Here is an 18128-nt window from a genome sequence, read left to right as displayed (position 1 = left end):
GACGTCCGAGTGCTTTAGGTCTGCCTTAAACACCACCGTCCCGGCCGGAACACAAGGTTCCAGCCGGGACGGTGATGACCACCCGCCGTCGAGCACCCGGACCGGCGGAGGTGCCTGACGGATTGGGGTGTGCGGCTTAGCTGATGGCGCTCTTCATCTCGTCGTGGGCCTTCTTGCCGGCTTCGTCGGTGGACAGTCGGTTGAACAGCACCTCGGAGGTGTAGCGCTTGACGATTTCCTGAATGGCGCCGGCGCCCTTCGGCGGCGGAGCCGGAGCCTCGCCGAGCTCGTCCTTGATCTGGTCAATGAAGTTGACCACCTTGATGTCGGCGGGGGTCAGCTTGGACTCAATGGCCGCCCGGACGTCAGTGTTGGGGTACACACCGCGGTCGGCCAGCAGGGCCGCCCCGGCCTTTTCATTGTTGGCCAGGAAGTTGATGAACTTGGCGGTTTCCTCAGGGTGCTTGGTCCGCGATGAAGCCGACCAGAACTGGGATGCCTTGTACCAGAGCTGGGCGTCGGCAGCCTTGCCCGTGGTGGAGGGGAACCGAAGGATCTGCAGGTCCGAACCGGCAGCCTTCTCCAGGGCCGGCAACTGGTTGGACCACCAGAACGCGAGCCCGTTCTTGCCGGTGGCCAGGCCGCTCTGATCAAGCGGGGCGGCCTCGGCTTCCACGACCTCAGAGGCCGAAGGCACAGCCTTGTTCTCACTGAGCTGCTTCAGGAATGCCCACCACTCGGCGATGTCACCGGGCTCGAAGCCCAGCTTGCCGTCGGACGTGTACAAGGTCTTGCCGTTCTGCCGGAGCCAGACTCCCAGCGAGGCTTCGTCCGTGCCGTAGGCGGCGGCACCATAGGTGCCCTTCGGCGACTTGGCGGTCAGTTCGGCGGAGATGCGCTCGAAGTCGTCCCAGGTCCAGGTCTTGTCGTCCGGAAGCTCAACCCCCGCGGCCTGGAAGACTGCCGGGTTGGCCAGAATGGTGGCGGCATTGATGCCGGCCGCGATACCGGTCAGGCCTTTCTCACCCTTTCCCGCGTTGAGGGCTGCCTCGTCGAGCTTGGAGGTGTCGATTTCGTACTTGGAGAGGTCCAGCAGCGCACCGCGCGTTGAGTACTCGGTGATGTACTTCTCGTCCATCTGAATGATGTCCGGGGCGTCGTTGGCGGCAACCTGGGTAGCCAGCTTGTCCCAGTAGCCGCTCCAGTCGCCGTATTCGGGCTTGATCTTGATGTTGGGATTCTCAGCCTCGAAGGCGGCGATCGCGGCCTGCGTTACCTGTGCCCGCTTGTCGCTCCCCCACCAGGAGAAGCGCAGCTCGACGGGTCCGCCGTCACTCTGCGGGGCGCCTCCCCCGCCGCAGGCGCTGAGGGCCATAACGACGGCGGCTGCCGCGGCAACCACGCCCGTCTTCCGAATGCGGCGCCGTGCGCCAGAGGGTGACGCAGCTGCCGGACTGTTGGTGCCAGTAGCGTCAGAGCGGGGAAAAAGCGGCACTGGGTACTCCGATCTTCTTTGATCTAGTGAGGACGATTTGAGTGAGAAAGCGTTTTCTTGATCTTATGCTACAAGTTAGTGACTTGTATTACAAGAGGTTATTTGATGCCGGTGGTGGCGATGCCCTTGATGAGGAAACGCTGGCCGAAGAGGAAGACCAGGAACACCGGCAGCAGGGACACGATGGACATCGCGAACAGCGATCCCCAGCTGGTGGCGGATTGGGAGTCGACGAAGGCGCGCAGTGCCACGGGGACGGTGAACATGTCCGGGTCCGTGAGGTAGATGAGTGCGCCGAAGAAGTCGTTCCAGGTCCAGATGAAGGTGAAGATGGTGGTGGTGGCCAGGGCCGGGACCATCAGCGGCAGGATGACCCGCAGGAAGATGCGGGGGTGGCCGGCGCCGTCGATGCGTGCGGCCTCGTCCAGGTCCTTGGGGATGCCGCGGATGAACTGGACCATGAGGAAGATGAAGAACGCGTCGGTGGCCAGGAGCTTGGGCACGATGAGCGGCCAGAAGGTGTTGACCCAGCCGATCTGTGAAAACAGGATGTACTGCGGCACAATCACGACGTGGAACGGCAGCATGATGGTCAGCAGCATGATGCCGAAGAACAGTTTCTTGCCGGTGAACTGCAGGCGGGCAAACGCGTACGCGGCCATCGAGCAGGAGATGAGGTTGCCCAGGATGGAGCCGATGACGACGATGGCCGAGTTGAGCATGTAGTGGCCGAATGGGTGCGTCAGCGCGGACCAGCCGTCGGTGTAGTTGCTCATTTCCAGGCTGTTCAGCCAGAGCCCGGGATCGCGGAAGATCAGTTCATTGGGCCGGAGCGAGGAGGCAATCATCCACAGCAGCGGGTAGATCATCAGGGCCCCGGCCAGGATCAGGATGGCGTGCTTGCCAAGCGCCTTGGTCCGCTGTTTCCGGCCGAAGGCCAGGGTCCCGCGGGATTCGCGGACCTTTTTGGGCTTGGTGTGGTTCGTGGGCTTACCGGCGCCGGCGGTGTTCTTGTCCGGGGCGGGCAGCGTCTGCAGGTCAGTCGTCATAGAAAACCCAATACTTGGAGGCGATGAAGTTGATGGCGGTGAACACACCGATGATGACCAGCAGGAACCAGGCCATCGCGGAGGCGTAGCCCATGTCGAACTGGCCGAAGCCCTTCTGGTACAGGTACAAGGTGAAGAACATCGTGGAGTCTGACGGGCCGCCGTTGCCGCCCGAAACGATGAACGCCTGCGTGAAGGACTGGAAGGATCCAATGATCTGGAGCACCAGGTTGAAGAAGATGATGGGGCTGAGCATCGGCAGCGTGATCTTCCGGAACTGCTGAAGCGTGCTGGCGCCGTCCACCTTTGCGGCCTCGTAGTACATCACCGGGATCTGCCGGAGGCCGGCCAGGAAGATGATCATGGGGGCGCCGAACGTCCACACATGCAGCAGGATGATCGAACTGAGCGCGGTGCTCGGATCGGAAATCCAGCCCGGACCCTGGATGCCGAACATCGCTAGAGCCTGATTGACCAGTCCGGTGGTGCCGAAGATCTGCTTCCACAGAATCGCGATGGCCACCGAACCGCCCAGCAGGGACGGCAGGTAAAACACGGAGCGGTAGAACGGCAGGCCCCGCAGGCCCTTGTCCAGCACCAGCGCGATCAACAGGGCAACCGCGAGCTGCAGCGGCACACCCACAAACACGTAGGTGAACGTCACGGCCAGCGAGTTGTGCAGCCGGGCGTCACCGAGCATCCGGATGAAGTTATCCAGCCCGACCCATTCCGGCGGCTGCAGCAGGTTGTAGTCCGTGAAGGACAAATACAGGGACATCAGCATCGGACCGACGGTGATGGCGACCAGGCCCACCAGCCACGGCAGCAGGAAGATATATGCGGCCTTGTTATCCCGGCCGTTGGCTTTCTTTTCCGCAGCCGTCATCGGCCCCTTGCGGCCCTTAAGAGTGCTCAGTTCACTCATGGCGCTCATAGCAGCGGCTCCCTCTCGCGCAGCAGGCCCGCTGCGGCCGGCACTCCTGCCGGGCGCGGCAACTCGGTTCTGTCTCTAGCGGCCATGTGGCCTCCTTTGGTCATCGTGGCCCTTCACGTCTGGGATGATCGCACTGGGCGATAGGTTTCCGCCCTCTGCGGCGGCTGGGATTCAGCTCCCGGATCCGGCGTCCGTCACCCGGGACGTTGAAAGCGGCTCCGTACCAAAGTAAACGGTTTCTTGACTCCTGTATAGCCCTTTGGGTAGATTTTGAGAAAGCGTTTTCCGAAACGGATCCCCACCGGCTGATCACCGGAACAGATCCGACGCGCCTTCGCCATCCTCATCAATCAAACAACAGGCAGGTCAGTGAGCAAGGATTCCCGGCCGGTCCGGCCCAGCGCCATTGCAGGCTTTGAGAACTGGCCTGCCTACGTCCTGGACCGACCGCGCTTCCAGGCCGCCACCCCGGCGGCGCAGGTACTGTCGGACGCCCTGGGTGTCCCGGCCGTTGTCCCGCCGGCGGACGTAACCGTCCGTTGGGAGGACACGCACGACGGCGTCACCACCTCCCAGCTGAGCTGGCAGTTGGGCTTCGGTCCCCCCACCACGGGCTGGCTTCTGCGCCCGGCCGGGAGCTCCGGCCCGCTGCCCGGTGTGCTGGCACTGCACTGTCACGGCGGAAACAAGTTCGGCGGGGCCGACCGGCTGGTCCGGCTTCCCGACTTCCACCCGTCCGCGGCGGCGGCCCAGGCCGGACCTTACGGAGGGCACGCCCTGGCCACGGATGTTGCCCGCCGGGGCTTCGCCGTCCTGGCCCACGACACCTTCTCCTGGGGCAGCCGGCGGTTCGATCTGGCTACGCCGTCGTGGAGGACGGCAGCCGCAGTGGAGGCAAGGAAGTCGCAGTGGCGGGAGGCCGGCGTCGAACCTTCCGACGCGGAACTGTATAACGCCGCCGCGGGAATCCACGAGGACACCGTGGCCAAGGCCGCTGGCCTGCTGGGCACCAGCCTGGCGGGGATGGTGGCTCACGATGACCTTGCCGCACTGGACATCCTTGCCGGCCTGCCCGGGGTGGACGCGGAGCGGCTGGGCTGCATCGGCTTCTCCGGCGGCGGCGGCCGTGCCCTGGCCCTGGCGGTCCTCAGCCCGCGGATCCGGAACTACGTGATCACGTGCATGATGACCACGTTCCAGTCGCTGCTGCCTGCCTACCTCGATGCCCATTCCTGGCTGCTCCAGACCCCAGGACTGTGGAAGCTGGGCGACTGGCCGGAACTGACCGGCAGATCCGTTGCCCAAGGATTCCTGGTGCAGTACGCGCTGGCCGATGAGCTGTTCCCCGAAGAAGGAATGCGCCAGGCCCACCAGATCCTGGAATCCCTGCACGGGCGCGATAACTATACGGGCAGCTTCTGGCCCGGCGGCCATGTGTTTACTGCGGCGATGCAGCGTGAAGCAATCAGTTACCTGTCCAGGACCCTGCGCGCCGCCCCGGCCCACCCTTCATCCCCTACCCACCACTTAGCCACCGAGGACCTCGATGATTCCGCAACACGCTCCCACGGCACCCGCTAACCCTTCAGCGGCAGGCGAAAGCCCTGCTCCGGCGGCCCTCCCGCGCATCGCGCTCGTCGGCGTGCACGGCTTCGGCGAACGGCATCTGTCCAACTTGGCCCGGCTTGCAGCAGCCGGCGTCCTGGACCTTGTGGCGGTGGCAGACCCTCATCCGCCGGCAGAGGGCACGCTGGGCGGCTCTGTAGCGGTCTTCGACTCCTTGGACCGGTTGCTGGCGTCGGAATCGGACCCCGACGTGATCATCCTGGCCACGCCCATCCAGACCCACGCGCCCCTGGCCCTGGCCGCCCTGGCTGCGGGAGCCGATGTGTACGTGGAAAAACCGCCGGTGGCCTCAATGGCGCAATTCCAGGAGGTGCTGGCAGCGGCGGACGCCGCGGGCCGTCGTGTGCAGGTGGGGTTCCAGAGCCTGGGATCCCTGGCCCTGCCGGCGATGCGCGCGTCCATCGAATCCGGCGAAATCGGAGACGTCCTGGGCTTTAGTGCAACAGGGATGTGGCTCCGGACCAAGGGCTACTTCAAGCGTTCCCGCTGGGCGGGCAAGCGCAGCCTTGACGGGACCGACGTCGTGGACGGCGTGGCCACCAACGCCCTGGCACATGCCGTGGCCACCGGGCTGCACATGGCCGGTGCGCACACAATTGCCGATGTGGCCTCCGTGGAGACGGACCTCTACCGCGCCCACAACACCCAGAGCGACGACACCTCCGTGATCCGAGTTCGCACCGCTGCAGGCCAGACCCTGCTGTGCGCGCTCACGCTCTGCGCCCCCGAACAGCAGCACCCGTCGGTGACGGTCCACGGCACCCGGGGGGAGATCACGTTCTACTACACCCAGGACGAAGTCCGCACCACCACGCCGGCCGGCGAGCGCCGCGAAACGTTCGGGCGGACCGACCTGCTGGAGAACCTGCTTGCGGCCCGGACCGCCGGCGAACCCCTGCTGTGCGCCCTGGCTGACACCGGCGCGTTCACCGCCGTCTTGGAGGCGATCCGAACGGCCCCCGACCCGCTGGAGATCAGCCCCGATCACACCACCTGGCATGGCGACGGCGACGACGCCCACCCTGTGGTCAACGGCATCACTGAGCTGATTGCACGTGCAGCCAAGGCCCAGGCCACCTTCGCCGAACTGGGTGTCCCGTGGGCGCGCAGCCTGCCGCCGGCCCGGACGTTCGCCGTCGCCGGCAAGCCGGTCGCCGGGTACCAGGACGGAAGCCGGATCCGCGCCTCCTCCTCACCCCGGCCCTACCTCCACCCCGTCCGCACGCTCGGGGGCACCGTGGTCACGGACCACCAGCCCCTGGATCATGTGTGGCATCTGGGCGCCGGCGTGGCCCTCCAGGACGTGGCCGGCGTCAACTTCTGGGGCGGCCGCACCTACACGCGGGAAGCGGGCGAGTACGTCTGGCGGCCGGACCACGGCAGCATCGTCCGTACCGGCGAGGACGCCCCTGGCGATCCGTTCCCGGGCGAACCATCCCAGGGTGATCCATCCCCGGGTGATCCATCCCCGGGCGGCGGTGCGATGACCGAGTCCCTGTCCTGGAACGGGCCGGACGGCGCACCGCTCCTGACCGAGCAGCGCACCTGGACGTGGGCCGGCGTCGGACCTTCGCTCTGGCGCCTCACGCTGGACTTCGCCCTCTCCCCCGCCGGAAACCAGCCGGTGAGCCTCGGCAGCCCGGGTTCCAATGGCCGCGTGGGCGGCGGGTACGGCGGGTTCTTCTGGCGCCTCCCCGCGTGTTCCGGAGCGAGCGTGTGGACCCCGGACGGAGCTGGGGAAGCCGCGGTCCACGGGCGCGTCGCGCCGTGGCTCGCCTGGTCGGGCAGCTTCACTGCAGGAACAGCCGACGGCGGCGCTGACCCCGGCAGCGCCGCTAACGTTCACACCCTTCCCGGCGCCGCCACGCTGGTATTCGTCGCCGCCGCGGACTCAACCGACCCGTGGTTCGTCCGGGTGGACGGATACCCGGGGGTGGGACAGTCGCTGGCCTGGGATGAGCCGGTCATCGCCCGTCCCGGCGTCCCGGTTCACCGCACCGTGAGCGTGTACATCGCCGACGGAATCCTCAGCACCGAAGACATCCGGACACTGATCACATCACAGGGGGACAACTCATGAGCCAGACCGTCACCGCCACGCCAGCCGCCGGCACACCAAGCCCCGGCACACCGAGCACCGGCAAACGCACGGCGCCGGCCTCCACCACGGACCGCGCCATCAAGCGAGGCCGGGTCCTGGACATCCTGGACGCCGAGGGGAAGGACGCGGTGCTGCTGACCACCCACACGGCCCTGACCTGGTACCTGGACGGGAGCCGCGTGCACGTCAGCCTGGCCGGTGACCCCATCGCCGCGCTGCTGGTGGACCGGGAGGGTGACCACCTGGTGACGTTCAACAACGAAGCCGGACGGATCGCCGCAGAGGAGCTCCCTGCCGGGGTCTCCCTGCACTCCGTTCCCTGGTACGGGAACCTGCACGAGGCAGCGGCCGCCGTCGGGCTGGCTTCCCGGGCAGGCGCGGGAGCCCCGCTCACCGAGTCCGCGGTGGCCACGAGACTGCGGGCCGCCCGCCAGCAGCTGCTCCCCGGCGAGTCCGCCCGCTATGCGCAGCTCAGCGCGGAAATGGCCGGTCTCATGACCGATGTGCTCTCCACCGCCCGGCCGGACACGACCGAATTCGAGCTGGTTTCCGCCCTGGCCGCCCGTGTGGTTGCCGCCGGCGCGGAACCCCTGGTGCTCCTGTGCAACGGCAGCTCCCGGAGCGGCTTCCGCCACCCGCTGGCCACCCACGCACCCCTCGGCCGCCGCGCGATGGCCGTGATCTGCGCCCGCCGGGACGGCCTGGTTGCCAATCTCACCCGTTGGGTGAGGTTCGACGCCGGCACCCCGGAAGAGCTCGACGCCGAGGCCCGGATCGCCGCTGTTGAGGCGGACATTTTTGACGCCACCGTTCCCGGCGCCCGGCTGGACCGGGTCTTCGACGAGATCAAGGCAGCCTACGCCCGGCACGGATTCGGCGCGGAGCAGTTGGAGCAGCACCATCAGGGCGGCCCGGCCGGCTATGCGGGACGGGATCCTCGCGTCACCGCGTCCGCCACGGACTCCGTCGTACCCAACCAGCCGTTCACCTGGAACCCGTCGGGACCGGGGGTGAAGATCGAGGACACGGTCCAGCTCACCGAGTCCGGCGTGACGGTCCTGACCGTGGACAACCGCTGGCCCGCGACAACGGTCAACGGCCTGCTGCGGCCGGTCACCCTCCAGCTGTAGGCAAGAAACGCTCTCTCAGATCCTGCAGCAAAACGTGAAACGCTCTCTCAGTTGTAGCCGCAGCACCGGCAACAACTGAGAGAGCGTTTCGATTAGACCCACACCAACTGAGAGAGCGTTTCGATTAGGCCCACACCAACTGAGAGGGCGTCTACGGCAGTACGAGTTCGCCGTCCACGCGGCGCGGGATGCCCAGCGGGTTGCTGTCGTGTAGGGCCGGGTGCAGCACCGCTTCGGGAGCATCCTGGTAGGCAACGGGGCGCTGGAAGCGGCGGACCGCCGTCGCCCCCACCGAAGTGAACAGGGACGTTGTGGCCGGGTACGGACCGCCGTGCTGCTGCGCCCAGTTCACTGCGACGCCGGTGGGCCAGCCGTCGAAGAGGACTCTGCCGGCCAGGCCGGAGAGCTGCTCCACGAGCGCAGCAACGTCCTCGCCCGGCTGGTGGTGGACGGTGGCGGTCAGGCTGCCGGGAACCTTGGCCAGGACAGCTGAGAGCTCTTCCTGGTCGGCGTACTCGATCAGCAGCGTGGTGGGCCCGAAACACTCCTCGAGCAGCTCGTCCGGGCGCTGCAGGACAGTGGCAGCGGATGTGGAGAACACCACGGGCGCAGCGCCGTCGCGGGTTGCGTCCTGGTCCGCGGTGCCGCTGACGATCTGCACGCCAGGCAGCGAAGCCACGCTGCGCAGGCCTTCCGGATAGGCGTCGGAGATCCGGGTGGTGAGCATGGCCGCCGCCGGCTTGTCTTTACTGGCCTCTGCCAGCTCGGCGGCGAAGCCGGTCCCGGCCGGGAGGAACACCAGGCCGGGCTTGGTGCAGAACTGGCCGGCGCCCATCGTAAACGAGGTTGCGAGTCCTGCCGCCAGCTGGCTGGACCGCTGGGCCAACGCCGCCGGGGTGATGACCACCGGGTTCAGGCTGCCCAACTCGCCGTAGAACGGAATTGGGTCTGGCCGGGAGACTGCGAGGTCAAACAGGGCCCGGCCGCCCGGGATGGACCCGGTGAAGCCGACAGCCTTGACGGCCGGATCCTGCACCAGGGCTGTGCCCGCCTCCCGGCCAACGACCAGCGCAAACAGTCCCTCCGGGGCTCCTGCGGAGCGCAGGGCCTCCGTGACAACTTCGGCCGTCCGCTCGGACAACTTCACGTGGCCCGAGTGCGCCTTGACGATCACCGAGGAGCCCACTGCCAGGGCGGACGCCGTGTCTCCGCCTGCCACGGAAAACGCGAACGGGAAGTTGGAGGCCGAGAAGACGGCCACCGGCCCGATGGGCCGCAGGATGCGGCGCAGGTCCGGCTTGGGCGGGGTGGCGGACGGGTCCGCATGGTCAATGATTGCCTCCAGGTAGGAGCCCTCGGTGATCACGCGGGCGAAAAGCCGCAGCTGCCCGGACGTGCGGGCGACCTCGCCGGTCAGCCGCGTGGTGCCGAGGCTGGTCTCCGCATCGGCGATCGCCACGAGTTCGGTCACATTGGCGTCCAGGGCGTCGGCCACGGCGGTGAGCCAGCCTGCGCGTTCGGCGTCCGGGGCCGCCCCGGCGATGGCGGCGGCCCGGGTGGCGGCAGCCGTGAGTTCTGAAAGGGAAAGAGTTGCAGTAGTCACTGGAGTTACCTGTTCATCGTCGGGAATCGTCGGGAATCGTCGTGTCTGCGGTCATCGGTTTCGCATGAAGCCAGCTGGGATCAGCTGCGGCTGTCAGCCGGCGGGTTCTCCGTGAAGCGAAAACCCAACCCCGGCTGGTCCGTGAGGGTCAGCCGGCTGTTACTGAAGCGCACCGGTGAGGGGCCTGCCAGGACGCCCAGCTGTTCGAAGGATGCATCTTCCACGTCCTCCACCAGGGTACTTTCGGCCAGCGTGAGCGCAAGCTGTCCGGACAGCTCCGGCAGCAGGTGGGGCATCACCCGGATGCTGTTGGTCCGGGCCAGCTCCGCGATCCGGCGGAACGGCGTGATGCCGCCCACCCGGATGATGTTGGGCTGGATGATGTCCACCGCCTCCGCGTCGATGAAATCGCGGAAACGGTAGACAGTGTGGAGGTTTTCGCCCAGGGCGATGGGTACGGGTGAATGCTTCCGCAGCCGGCGGTACGCCCAAAGGTCGTCCGCGCGGATCGGTTCTTCGAGCCATTCCAGCCCGTACACCGCGAGCACGTCCAGGGCCTTGAGCGTGGTGGGCAGGTCCCACCGCTGGTTGGCGTCAATCATCAGCTTGCGGTCCGGGCCAAGGACGGACCGAACGGCCGCCACCCGCTCGGCATCCTCGCGGATATCGGGCTTGCCCACCTTGATCTTGACCGCCCGGTGACCCGCGGCAACCCAGCGTTCGGTCTGGGCCACCAGCTCCTCCAGCGTGTAGTGAAGGTTCACCCCGGAGCCGTACACTTCGGCGGAATCCTGCCGCTGGCCCAGCAGACCTGTCACTGAAGAACCGGCCCGGCGGGCCTGCAGGTCCCAGAGGGCAAGGTCGACGCCGGCCATGGCGATCGTGGTCAGTCCCCCGCCGCCGGCCTCATGCAGCCGCTTCCACAACGCGTCCCACACGGTCTCGGGATTGGCGGGCAGCCCCGTGATGAACGGCGCGATGTCGTAGTCGAGCAACGCTTTGACAGCCTGCGGGCCGATGGTGGGGGTCCAGGAGAAGCCGTGCCCGGCGCCGCCGTCGTCCGTCCGGAGTTCCGTGACGATCAGGTGGTTTTCCGGCGCATCCGCTCCCCAGCTGCGGCGCAGCCGCACTGTCAGGATGCGGGTGGTCAGGCCCGAGATGACCGGTGCAGCCCGAACGGTTTCGACGGCGGGTGCGCTCATCAGCGGCCGGCCAGCTCGTGACCCTTGGCCAGGATGGCCTTCAGCTGGACCAGCTGGTCCTCGGAGGGATCCATCAGCGGCGGCCGGACCGGGCCTACAGGGAGTCCGCCAAGCCGCAGGCCCGCCTTGACCAGCGAGACGCCGAAGCCGGGCGTCTGGTCACGAAGCCGCACCAGCGGGGCGTAAAAGCCCTCCAGGAGGGCGTTGCGGCGGTCCTCGTCACCGGAAATGTAGGCGTCGTAGTAGGCGTTGGCGATCTCCGGTGCCATGGCGAACGCAGCCGATGAGTAGAGCGGGATGCCCAGCCCACGGTAGGCGCCCTGCGTCAGTTCGGCGGTCAGCAGGCCGTTGAAGAATGCGAAATCCTCGCGTCCGGTGGCCCGGACCGCGGACACGATTTCCTGGGCCAGCCCGACATCGCCGAGCCCGTCCTTGAAGCCGATTACCTTGGGGTTGGCGGCCAGGCGGACCATGGACGCGGCAGTGAACTTGGCATTGCCGCGGTGGTAGACGATCACCGGGAGGCTGCTGGCGTCCGCCACTGCCTCGATGTAGGCCACCAGGCCGTCCGTGGGTCCGGTGACCAGGTACGGCGGCAGGACCAGAAGTGCGTCTGCACCGGCTTCCTCGGCCACCCGTGCGGCAGCCAGGGCGTGGCCCAGGGGCCCGCCGGCCCCGGCAACTACGGGCACCTTTCCGGCCACAACCTCGACGGCGGCGCGCACCACGGTGGCTACCTCGTCGATGCTCAGGGCATGGAACTCGCCGGTCCCGCAGGCCGGAAACACGCCGCCGGGTCCGAAGGGGAGCCGTGAGCCGATGTGCTCCTTGAGGAGCTCCACATCAACGTCGCCAGCCGGCGTGAACGGGGTGACGGGGAAAAACAGGACGCCGTCGAATTTCATGATGTCTCCTTGGATCCGGCTGTGACCAGCAGGGCAGTTGTCTCGTCGTTGAGCGTGGTGCTTGTCTTCAGTTCGGTCCGCCAGTTGCGCTTGGGTTCCCAGCCGAGCAGGTCCCGGGCCTTGGTGATGGCGAAAGCCGGGCTGGTGCCGGTCAGGCCGGCGGCCAGGGCTCCGCTGCCCGGCAGGAAGCGCGGCATCAGCCCGGCCAACGGCGCGGTGGCGAGGGCGTCTGCAGCTCCGACGAAGAAGGTTTCCCCGTTGGGAATGGAGTCCATCTTCTGCAGAAGCACGTCCAGGAAATCGGCGACATCGCGGGCGTCCACGTAGTTGAACAACGCCGGTGCGGACAGGGCAGGATCGGCGAGGCGTTCGGCCACGGTGTGGCCCTGCTGTGTGGGCGCGCCGTCCCATTCCTCCGGCGAGATGACGTAGCACGGGCGGAAAGCGGCGTACCTGATCTTCTCCCCCTGCGCCGCGGCAAACATCTGCACTGTCTGTTCGGCGATCAGCTTGGAGAGCGCGTAGGCGTTCCAGGGCTTGGGGGTGGTGCGTTCATCCAGCGGGAAGCTGTCCGGCAACCAGCCGGACGGCGATCCGTAGCCCAGCACCGTGGGGCTGGATGCCGTGACGATCTTGCCGACCCCCAGCTCCGTGGCGGCGCTGATGACCGCGTAGGCGAGGCGGGTGTTGGTGGCAAAGATGACCTCTTCCGGTGCGCTGAACGGAACGGCGATCGCGGCGAGGTGGATGACGGCGTCGGGCTTGGTTTCCCGCAGCAGGCGCCTGGCCTCGCCCGGTGCCAGCAGGTCGCCGGTTTCCTGCACGACGCCGGCCGGCAGCTGATCAGCCGGGATGGCGTCACGGTCCACCGAGATGACGTGGTGGCCGGCCTCGGCGAGCCCGGCCACCACGCTGCGACCCAGCCGGCCGGAGCCGCCGGTGACAAAGATCCTGCTCATATTGGTTCCTTAGGGTTCAGAAGGGCCGCTGGCCCGGCGGCCGTTAGGCGCGGCGAAGGTCGACGCCGAGATCCAGGTCGTCGATGCGGACAGGGAGGGAGGACTCCAGCGAGCGGTTGCCGGCGATGCCGACGGACACTGAGCGGAGGCCGTCCAGGTAGCCGGACGGCCGGCCCAGCGGGTCCTCGCCGGGGCCGTTGAAGAGGTCGGAGAGGAGGAGCTCGTCGCCGCCGCCGTGGCTGCCCGCGCCGTTGACGATGGGTACCTCATACGCCGGCTCCCAGTGGCGCTGGACCACCAGGCGCTCGCCGTTGCGGCGGATGGCGTCCTCTTCCTCGACGGGCGTGGCCGAGGGGTCCACCACTGTTTTCTTGTCCGTGCTGCTCAGGACGGCGGCGCGTTCCACCACTTCCAGTTCCGCCCTGCCCTCGGTGCCGTTGACCGCCACGCGGTAGCCCTCCCACGGGCTGTGCGCGTTCAGGGAGTAGCTCAGGCGCGGACCGTTCTGGTACTCCACCACCAGGGCCAGGTTGTCTTCGATGGTGATGCCGCCGGTGAAGACATCCTGGTCTCGGCGGTAACCGTCGTGGTGCTCGTTGTCCAGGAAGAGGGCCTTGAGGCGCTCATCGTCACGGAGGTCCAGCGCAAACGGATCCTTGTCCCCGGTGGCGGGAGAGCCGGCGTCGGGCGTTCCCCGCTCGGGGCGGGGGCCCAGTCCGCGCTCGGCCGCGTTGTGGTCGCCGTAGAACTTCAGCCCGCCGGAGGCAAAGACGAGCTCCGGGACATCGCTGAGCCACCAGTTGACGAGGTCGAAGTGGTGGGATGCCTTGTGGATCAGCAGGCCGCCGGAGTTCTTCTTCTCGCGGTGCCAGCGGCGGAAGTAGTCCGCGCCGTGGACCGTGTCCAGCACCCAGCTGAAGTCGACGGAGGTGACCTTGCCGATCACGCCGCTCTGGATGATTTCCTTCAGGGCGCTGTTGCGCGGTGAGTAGCGGTAGTTGAACGTGACCACCACGTTGCGGCCCGTTTCCGCCACGGCCTTGGTGATGCGGCGGCAACCCTCGGCGTCGATGGTGAGGGGCTTTTCGACGACGACGTCCGCCCCCGCCTCCAGTGACTCCACGATGTAGTCGGCGTGGGTGTAGTCCGGCGTGGTGACGACAACGCGGTCGATGCTGTTGGCCTGGATGAAGGCGGTGAGATCGGCGGGGTCAAAGGAAGCCACCGGACCCGGGGCCCCCAGTTCCTGGATGAGTTTCTGGTAGTACTCGACCCTGCCGGGGTTAACGTCCGAGAACGCCACCAGTTCAGCGGTGTCAGCGTGGTCGCCGAAGATGGCGCGGATATACATCTCGGAGCGTCCGCCGGTGCCGATCAAGGCAATGCGTGACCTGGTGCGTGCGCCCGGTCCCGGAGCGGCTGCGGCTTCGTCGCCGGTCAGCGGGGCGGAGGGGAAGGCAGCGGTAGCAGAACTCGATTCGGCTGTGTTGACCATGAGGGTCCCTTTCGAAGGCGTCAATACTCGGCCGGGCTGCGGCCGCTGGTGGTGCTCTGGAATGGCTTGGAACGTGGAGCTTGCAACTGCGGTGCTGCGAAGGTGCAGAAGATTTCGTTCAGCTGGCGAGAAAGCGTTTTCTCGCTGCCACTACATGATTTCTATCAATAGACGCACTGTCCCGTCAAGCCTTATGCTAGCTGAGAGAAAACGTTTTCTGGCCGCGGCGCCGGATCGGCTGCGGTTCGGCCGCAACACGGCGCGCCGGGAAATGGAAACCGGTTTCTGGGAGCGCTGTATGCTTTCCCTCGGGCGCCGGGCCATCACAGGGGCCCGGACTGACGAAAGGCGGGCCCATGGTGAGAAAATCTGCCACCGGCAGGATCGGCATTGCGGACGTTGCCCTGAAAGCGGGCGTCTCGCACGCCACGGTTTCACGCGTCATGAACGGAAACTTCACCGTGGACCCGGAGATCGCGGCACGGGTGCGGACGGCCGCCGTCGAACTTAAATACCAGCCCAACCCGGTCGGCCGAAGCCTCGCACTGGGAAAGACGGACACCATCGGCATTGTGGTGCCGGACCTTGCCAACCCCACGTTCCAGGCTATTCTGCGCGGGTTGAGCCGGGCTGCGGCCGAGGATGGGTACCGGGTCCTGATCGCCGATTCGTTCGAGGTCCCCAGCGAGGAAGCAATCCTGGCCGGCGAGGCCCGCCGCCGGTGCGACGGACTGGTGCTCTGCGCCCCGCGCATGACCGACGCCGCACTCGAAGAAATCGCACCGTCGCTGCACCCGCTGGTCCTGATCAACCGGACGACGGCGGCCGCCGGGGTTCCCAGCCTCGTGGTCGACTACGGGCAGGGAGTGCAGGACCTCGCCGAGCACTTGGCGGGCCTTGGCCATACGCGCCTGGCCTTCCTCGCCGGCCCTGCAGGCAGTGCCTCCAATCGGCTCCGGCTTGAGGGCCTGGAGGCGTTCAGGGCCGGGCATCCGGAGGTGGATGTCAGCATGCTCGACGGCGGATCGGACTTCGATACCGGCCATGAGGCCGTGGACGCAGTCCTGGACAGCGGCGCCACCGGCATCCTGGCCTTCAATGACCTTGTGGCCATGGGCCTGATGAGCGGACTCCATGAACGCGGCGTGAACGTTCCCGGCGACATGTCCATCACCGGCTTCGATGACATCCCCTTCGCCCGTTACACCACACCCACCCTGACCACCGCCGCCGTCCCCATCTCCGAGCTGGGCGGCCAGGCCTGGCGCCAGCTGCGGGCGCTGATCCGCAAGGAAGAGCTCGAAACGCCGGACACCCGCTACCAGCCACGCCTCGAAATCAGGGCCAGCAGCGGCCCCTCCCCCGCGACATGACATCCCGACGGCGGGTCAGGCCTTCGCGTCGGGCCTGACGCCGGCTTCCCGGTAGTAACCCTCGATGTGGGCGGCCACAAGCGTGGCCGCGCGGCCGCCGTCGTGGCCGGAGATGGCCGCCAGGATGTCCCGGTGTTCGGCCCGGAGCCGCGCCGCCGTGGAGGCCCAGTCCGGGAGGTTTCCGGTCAGCCGTCCGGCATAGTCCTGGATGGCTTCGCGGAGCGAGCCCATCATGGCGCTGACGACGGCGTTGCCCGCGGCATCCGCGAGGGCCAGGTGGAAGCGGACGTCCAGGGCCAGGAACCCTTCCGTGTCGGCACAGCCGTCCATCTGCTCCAGCAGCCGGGCCGCCTCGGCCAGCGCGGGCGACTCCGGGCTCGCCCGGGAAGCGGCCCAGGATTCGAGCAGCACGCGTGTCTCCACGATGTCCCTGACCGGCAGGTGCGAGGTGGCGACGTGCAGCCGGAGCGCCGAGCCCAGCGCCGCCGTCGGGTCGGCGATCACGACGGTCCCCGCCTCCGGGCCCGAGCCCACGCCGGCCCGGAGCACACCCATGGCCTCCAGGACGCGGATGGCCTCGCGGACGGAGGTGCGGGAGACCTGCAGCTGCTCGGCGAGGGAACGCTCGGCCGGAAGCCGCCCGCCCAGGGCCAGCTGGCCGCTGGAGAGCTGGCCCTCGATCCATTGCAGGACAAGCTGGTGGGTACGCATGGGCCCATCCTACTTGATGTGGTTGGACCACACGCCTAGACTGTGGTTGGACCACACTCCCCCGGTGGCTGGGTTTTCGTTTTTAGTCCGGCGGGGATCCCGACATCCAGGAACACGAGACCTGCCCGGAGGCAGCAATGACGCAGACCATCGAGCCCGGCAACCCCGAGGCGCCCACCCAACCCGAAGACACCGGCGCGGGCACCCGCTCCGCCGCAGCCACACCGGGGAGCATTCCGGCGGCCCTCAAGCGCCGCGTCCCCAAGTACTCGGACCTTGCCCCGCTGATGCAGTTCAAGAAGCCCGAGTTCAGCCGCGCCGCCCGGCTGCGGCGTGCCAGCACCATCTGGGACCTCCGCGACCAGGCCAAGCGCCGCACCCCGCGGGCCCCGTTCGACTACACCGACGGCGCGGCCGAAGCGGAGATCACCCTGCGCCGCGCCCGCGAGGCGTTCCTGGACATCGAGTTCCGGCCCGGCATCCTCCGTGATGTGTCCAAAATTGACCTGACCACCGACATCCTCGGCAAGACGTCCCGGCTGCCGGTCGGCATTGCGCCCACCGGCTTCACCCGGATGATGCAGTCCGAGGGCGAGTACGCCGGTTCCCAGGCGGCCGCGGCCGCCGGCATCCCGTACACGCTCTCCACCATGGGCACGGCCTCCATCGAGGACGTGGCCGCCGCCGCACCGGACGGCCGGAACTGGTTCCAGCTCTACCTGTGGACCGACCGCGACCGCTCGCTGGAGCTGATCGAGCGCGCCGCCAGGGCCGGCAACGACACCCTGATGGTCACCGTGGACACCGCCGTCGCCGGGGCCCGGCTGCGCGACGTCCGCAACGGCATGACCATCCCGCCGGCGCTGACAATCAAGACGGTGCTGGACGCCTCCTACCGGCCGGCGTGGTGGTTCAACTTCCTCACCCACGAGCCGCTGACCTTCGCCTCGCTGTCCCGCTACACCGGCACTGTCGCGGACCTGATCAACTCGATGTTCGACCCCACCCTGACGTTCGAGGACCTCGACTGGCTGCGCGAAACCTGGAAGGGCAAGCTCGTCGTCAAGGGCATCCAGACCGTGGAGGACGCCCGCCGGGTGGTGGACCACGGGGCCGACGGCATCATCCTCTCCAACCATGGCGGACGCCAGCTGGACCGCGCCCCGATCCCGTTCCACCTGCTCCCGGACGTCAAGGCGGCGCTCACGGCGGACAACAGCGACGCGGCGATCATCCTGGACACCGGCATCATGAGCGGTGCGGACATCATCGCCGCGCTGGCCCTGGGCGCCGACTTCACGATGATCGGCCGCGCCTACCTCTACGGCCTGATGGCCGGCGGGCGGGCCGGCGTGGACCGGACCATCGAGATCCTGGAGAAGGACATGCTCCGCACCATGGCCCTGCTGGGCGTCAGCCGGATCTCGGAGCTGACCCCGGACCACGTGCGGCTGCTCTCCCGGTAGCCTGCGCGAACACAACAGCGGCGGCCGTGTTCTCAAGAACACGGCTGCCGCTGTCATCCCGGCGGCTCCCGGCGGCGGA

Annotated in this window: 14 protein-coding genes; 5 read left to right on the top strand and 9 right to left on the bottom strand. The window is 67.6% G+C overall.

From position 1 onward, the window contains the following. Positions 1-136 precede the first annotated feature (136 nt). The 3 genes from ACZYZ5_RS19465 to ACZYZ5_RS19455 form a co-directional block, all read right to left on the bottom strand. The gene (locus tag ACZYZ5_RS19465; RefSeq protein WP_463903948.1) at positions 137-1495 is read right to left on the bottom strand and encodes an ABC transporter substrate-binding protein; all 1359 of its coding nucleotides are present in this window, start codon (positions 1493-1495) and stop codon (positions 137-139) included. A gap of 98 nt (positions 1496-1593) precedes the next feature. Beyond that, entirely contained in the window at positions 1594-2544 is a 951-nt protein-coding gene (locus ACZYZ5_RS19460) for a carbohydrate ABC transporter permease (protein WP_463903947.1), read from the bottom strand. Continuing rightward, positions 2534-3478, bottom strand: coding sequence for a carbohydrate ABC transporter permease (locus ACZYZ5_RS19455; protein ID WP_307461431.1), 945 nt, complete (start codon positions 3476-3478; stop codon positions 2534-2536). Before ACZYZ5_RS19455 ends, ACZYZ5_RS19460 begins: the two co-directional genes overlap by 11 nt. Positions 3479-3847: 369 nt before the next feature. On the opposite strand from ACZYZ5_RS19455, the gene ACZYZ5_RS19450 reads away from it, so the two are divergent. The 3 genes from ACZYZ5_RS19450 to ACZYZ5_RS19440 are packed head-to-tail and all read left to right on the top strand — an operon-like array spanning position 3848 to position 8335. Continuing rightward, a complete protein-coding gene (locus tag ACZYZ5_RS19450; protein ID WP_463903946.1) occupies positions 3848-5059 on the top strand; it encodes an acetylxylan esterase in 1212 nt (403 codons plus the stop codon). Then, positions 5025-7184 (top strand): DUF6807 family protein, encoded by a 2160-nt coding sequence (locus ACZYZ5_RS19445; RefSeq protein WP_463903945.1) that lies wholly within the window; start codon positions 5025-5027, stop codon positions 7182-7184. The genes ACZYZ5_RS19450 and ACZYZ5_RS19445 overlap by 35 nt, the downstream gene beginning before the upstream one ends. After that, positions 7181-8335, top strand: coding sequence for a M24 family metallopeptidase (locus tag ACZYZ5_RS19440; RefSeq protein WP_463903943.1), 1155 nt, complete (start codon positions 7181-7183; stop codon positions 8333-8335). Before ACZYZ5_RS19445 ends, ACZYZ5_RS19440 begins: the two co-directional genes overlap by 4 nt. Before the next feature lie 151 nt (positions 8336-8486). Here ACZYZ5_RS19440 and ACZYZ5_RS19435 read toward each other — a convergent pair whose 3' ends face one another. From ACZYZ5_RS19435 to ACZYZ5_RS19415, 5 genes are all read right to left on the bottom strand, one after another. Beyond that, positions 8487-9938, bottom strand: coding sequence for an aldehyde dehydrogenase (NADP(+)) (locus ACZYZ5_RS19435; protein WP_463903941.1), 1452 nt, complete (start codon positions 9936-9938; stop codon positions 8487-8489). Between the two features lie 80 nt (positions 9939-10018). Beyond that, on the bottom strand, positions 10019-11140 hold the full coding sequence (locus tag ACZYZ5_RS19430) for a mandelate racemase/muconate lactonizing enzyme family protein (RefSeq protein WP_463903939.1): 1122 nt from the start codon (positions 11138-11140) through the stop codon (positions 10019-10021). Beyond that, on the bottom strand, positions 11140-12045 hold the full coding sequence (locus tag ACZYZ5_RS19425; RefSeq protein WP_463903937.1) for a 5-dehydro-4-deoxyglucarate dehydratase: 906 nt from the start codon (positions 12043-12045) through the stop codon (positions 11140-11142). Before ACZYZ5_RS19425 ends, ACZYZ5_RS19430 begins: the two co-directional genes overlap by 1 nt. Further along, complete coding sequence (locus ACZYZ5_RS19420) at positions 12042-13004, bottom strand: NAD-dependent epimerase/dehydratase family protein (RefSeq protein ID WP_463903935.1); 963 nt, start codon at positions 13002-13004, stop codon at positions 12042-12044. The genes ACZYZ5_RS19425 and ACZYZ5_RS19420 overlap by 4 nt, the downstream gene beginning before the upstream one ends. A 43-nt stretch (positions 13005-13047) precedes the next feature. Continuing rightward, on the bottom strand, positions 13048-14499 hold the full coding sequence (locus tag ACZYZ5_RS19415; protein WP_463903933.1) for a Gfo/Idh/MocA family protein: 1452 nt from the start codon (positions 14497-14499) through the stop codon (positions 13048-13050). Between the two features lie 356 nt (positions 14500-14855). On the opposite strand from ACZYZ5_RS19415, the gene ACZYZ5_RS19410 reads away from it, so the two are divergent. Continuing rightward, a complete protein-coding gene (locus ACZYZ5_RS19410; protein WP_463903931.1) occupies positions 14856-15872 on the top strand; it encodes a LacI family DNA-binding transcriptional regulator in 1017 nt (338 codons plus the stop codon). A 15-nt stretch (positions 15873-15887) separates the two neighbouring features. Here ACZYZ5_RS19410 and ACZYZ5_RS19405 read toward each other — a convergent pair whose 3' ends face one another. Beyond that, positions 15888-16583 (bottom strand): FadR/GntR family transcriptional regulator, encoded by a 696-nt coding sequence (locus tag ACZYZ5_RS19405; protein WP_463903930.1) that lies wholly within the window; start codon positions 16581-16583, stop codon positions 15888-15890. A 137-nt stretch (positions 16584-16720) separates the two neighbouring features. Between ACZYZ5_RS19405 and ACZYZ5_RS19400 the strand changes: the two genes are divergently transcribed. Beyond that, positions 16721-18049, top strand: a complete 1329-nt coding sequence (locus tag ACZYZ5_RS19400) for an alpha-hydroxy acid oxidase (RefSeq protein ID WP_463903928.1) — start codon at positions 16721-16723, stop codon at positions 18047-18049. Positions 18050-18128 lie beyond the last annotated feature (79 nt).

The sequence above is a fragment of the Pseudarthrobacter ribosi genome, assembly GCF_055412865.1.
This window is presented reverse-complemented; position numbering and strand designations above follow the sequence as displayed.

What these genes read in the sequence shown, in the direction of transcription:
- ACZYZ5_RS19460 (WP_463903947.1), bottom strand. Translation starts at nt 2,544, where the DNA reads ATGACGACTGACCTGCAGACGCTGCCCGCCCCGGACAAGAACACCGCC.
- ACZYZ5_RS19455 (WP_307461431.1), bottom strand. Translation starts at nt 3,478, where the DNA reads ATGAGCGCCATGAGTGAACTGAGCACTCTTAAGGGCCGCAAGGGGCCG.
- ACZYZ5_RS19445 (WP_463903945.1), top strand. Translation starts at nt 5,025, where the DNA reads ATGATTCCGCAACACGCTCCCACGGCACCCGCTAACCCTTCAGCGGCA.
- ACZYZ5_RS19440 (WP_463903943.1), top strand. Translation starts at nt 7,181, where the DNA reads ATGAGCCAGACCGTCACCGCCACGCCAGCCGCCGGCACACCAAGCCCC.
- ACZYZ5_RS19430 (WP_463903939.1), bottom strand. Translation starts at nt 11,140, where the DNA reads ATGAGCGCACCCGCCGTCGAAACCGTTCGGGCTGCACCGGTCATCTCG.
- ACZYZ5_RS19425 (WP_463903937.1), bottom strand. Translation starts at nt 12,045, where the DNA reads ATGAAATTCGACGGCGTCCTGTTTTTCCCCGTCACCCCGTTCACGCCG.
- ACZYZ5_RS19420 (WP_463903935.1), bottom strand. Translation starts at nt 13,004, where the DNA reads ATGAGCAGGATCTTTGTCACCGGCGGCTCCGGCCGGCTGGGTCGCAGC.
- ACZYZ5_RS19415 (WP_463903933.1), bottom strand. Translation starts at nt 14,499, where the DNA reads ATGGTCAACACAGCCGAATCGAGTTCTGCTACCGCTGCCTTCCCCTCC.
- ACZYZ5_RS19410 (WP_463903931.1), top strand. Translation starts at nt 14,856, where the DNA reads ATGGTGAGAAAATCTGCCACCGGCAGGATCGGCATTGCGGACGTTGCC.
- ACZYZ5_RS19405 (WP_463903930.1), bottom strand. Translation starts at nt 16,583, where the DNA reads ATGCGTACCCACCAGCTTGTCCTGCAATGGATCGAGGGCCAGCTCTCC.
- ACZYZ5_RS19400 (WP_463903928.1), top strand. Translation starts at nt 16,721, where the DNA reads ATGACGCAGACCATCGAGCCCGGCAACCCCGAGGCGCCCACCCAACCC.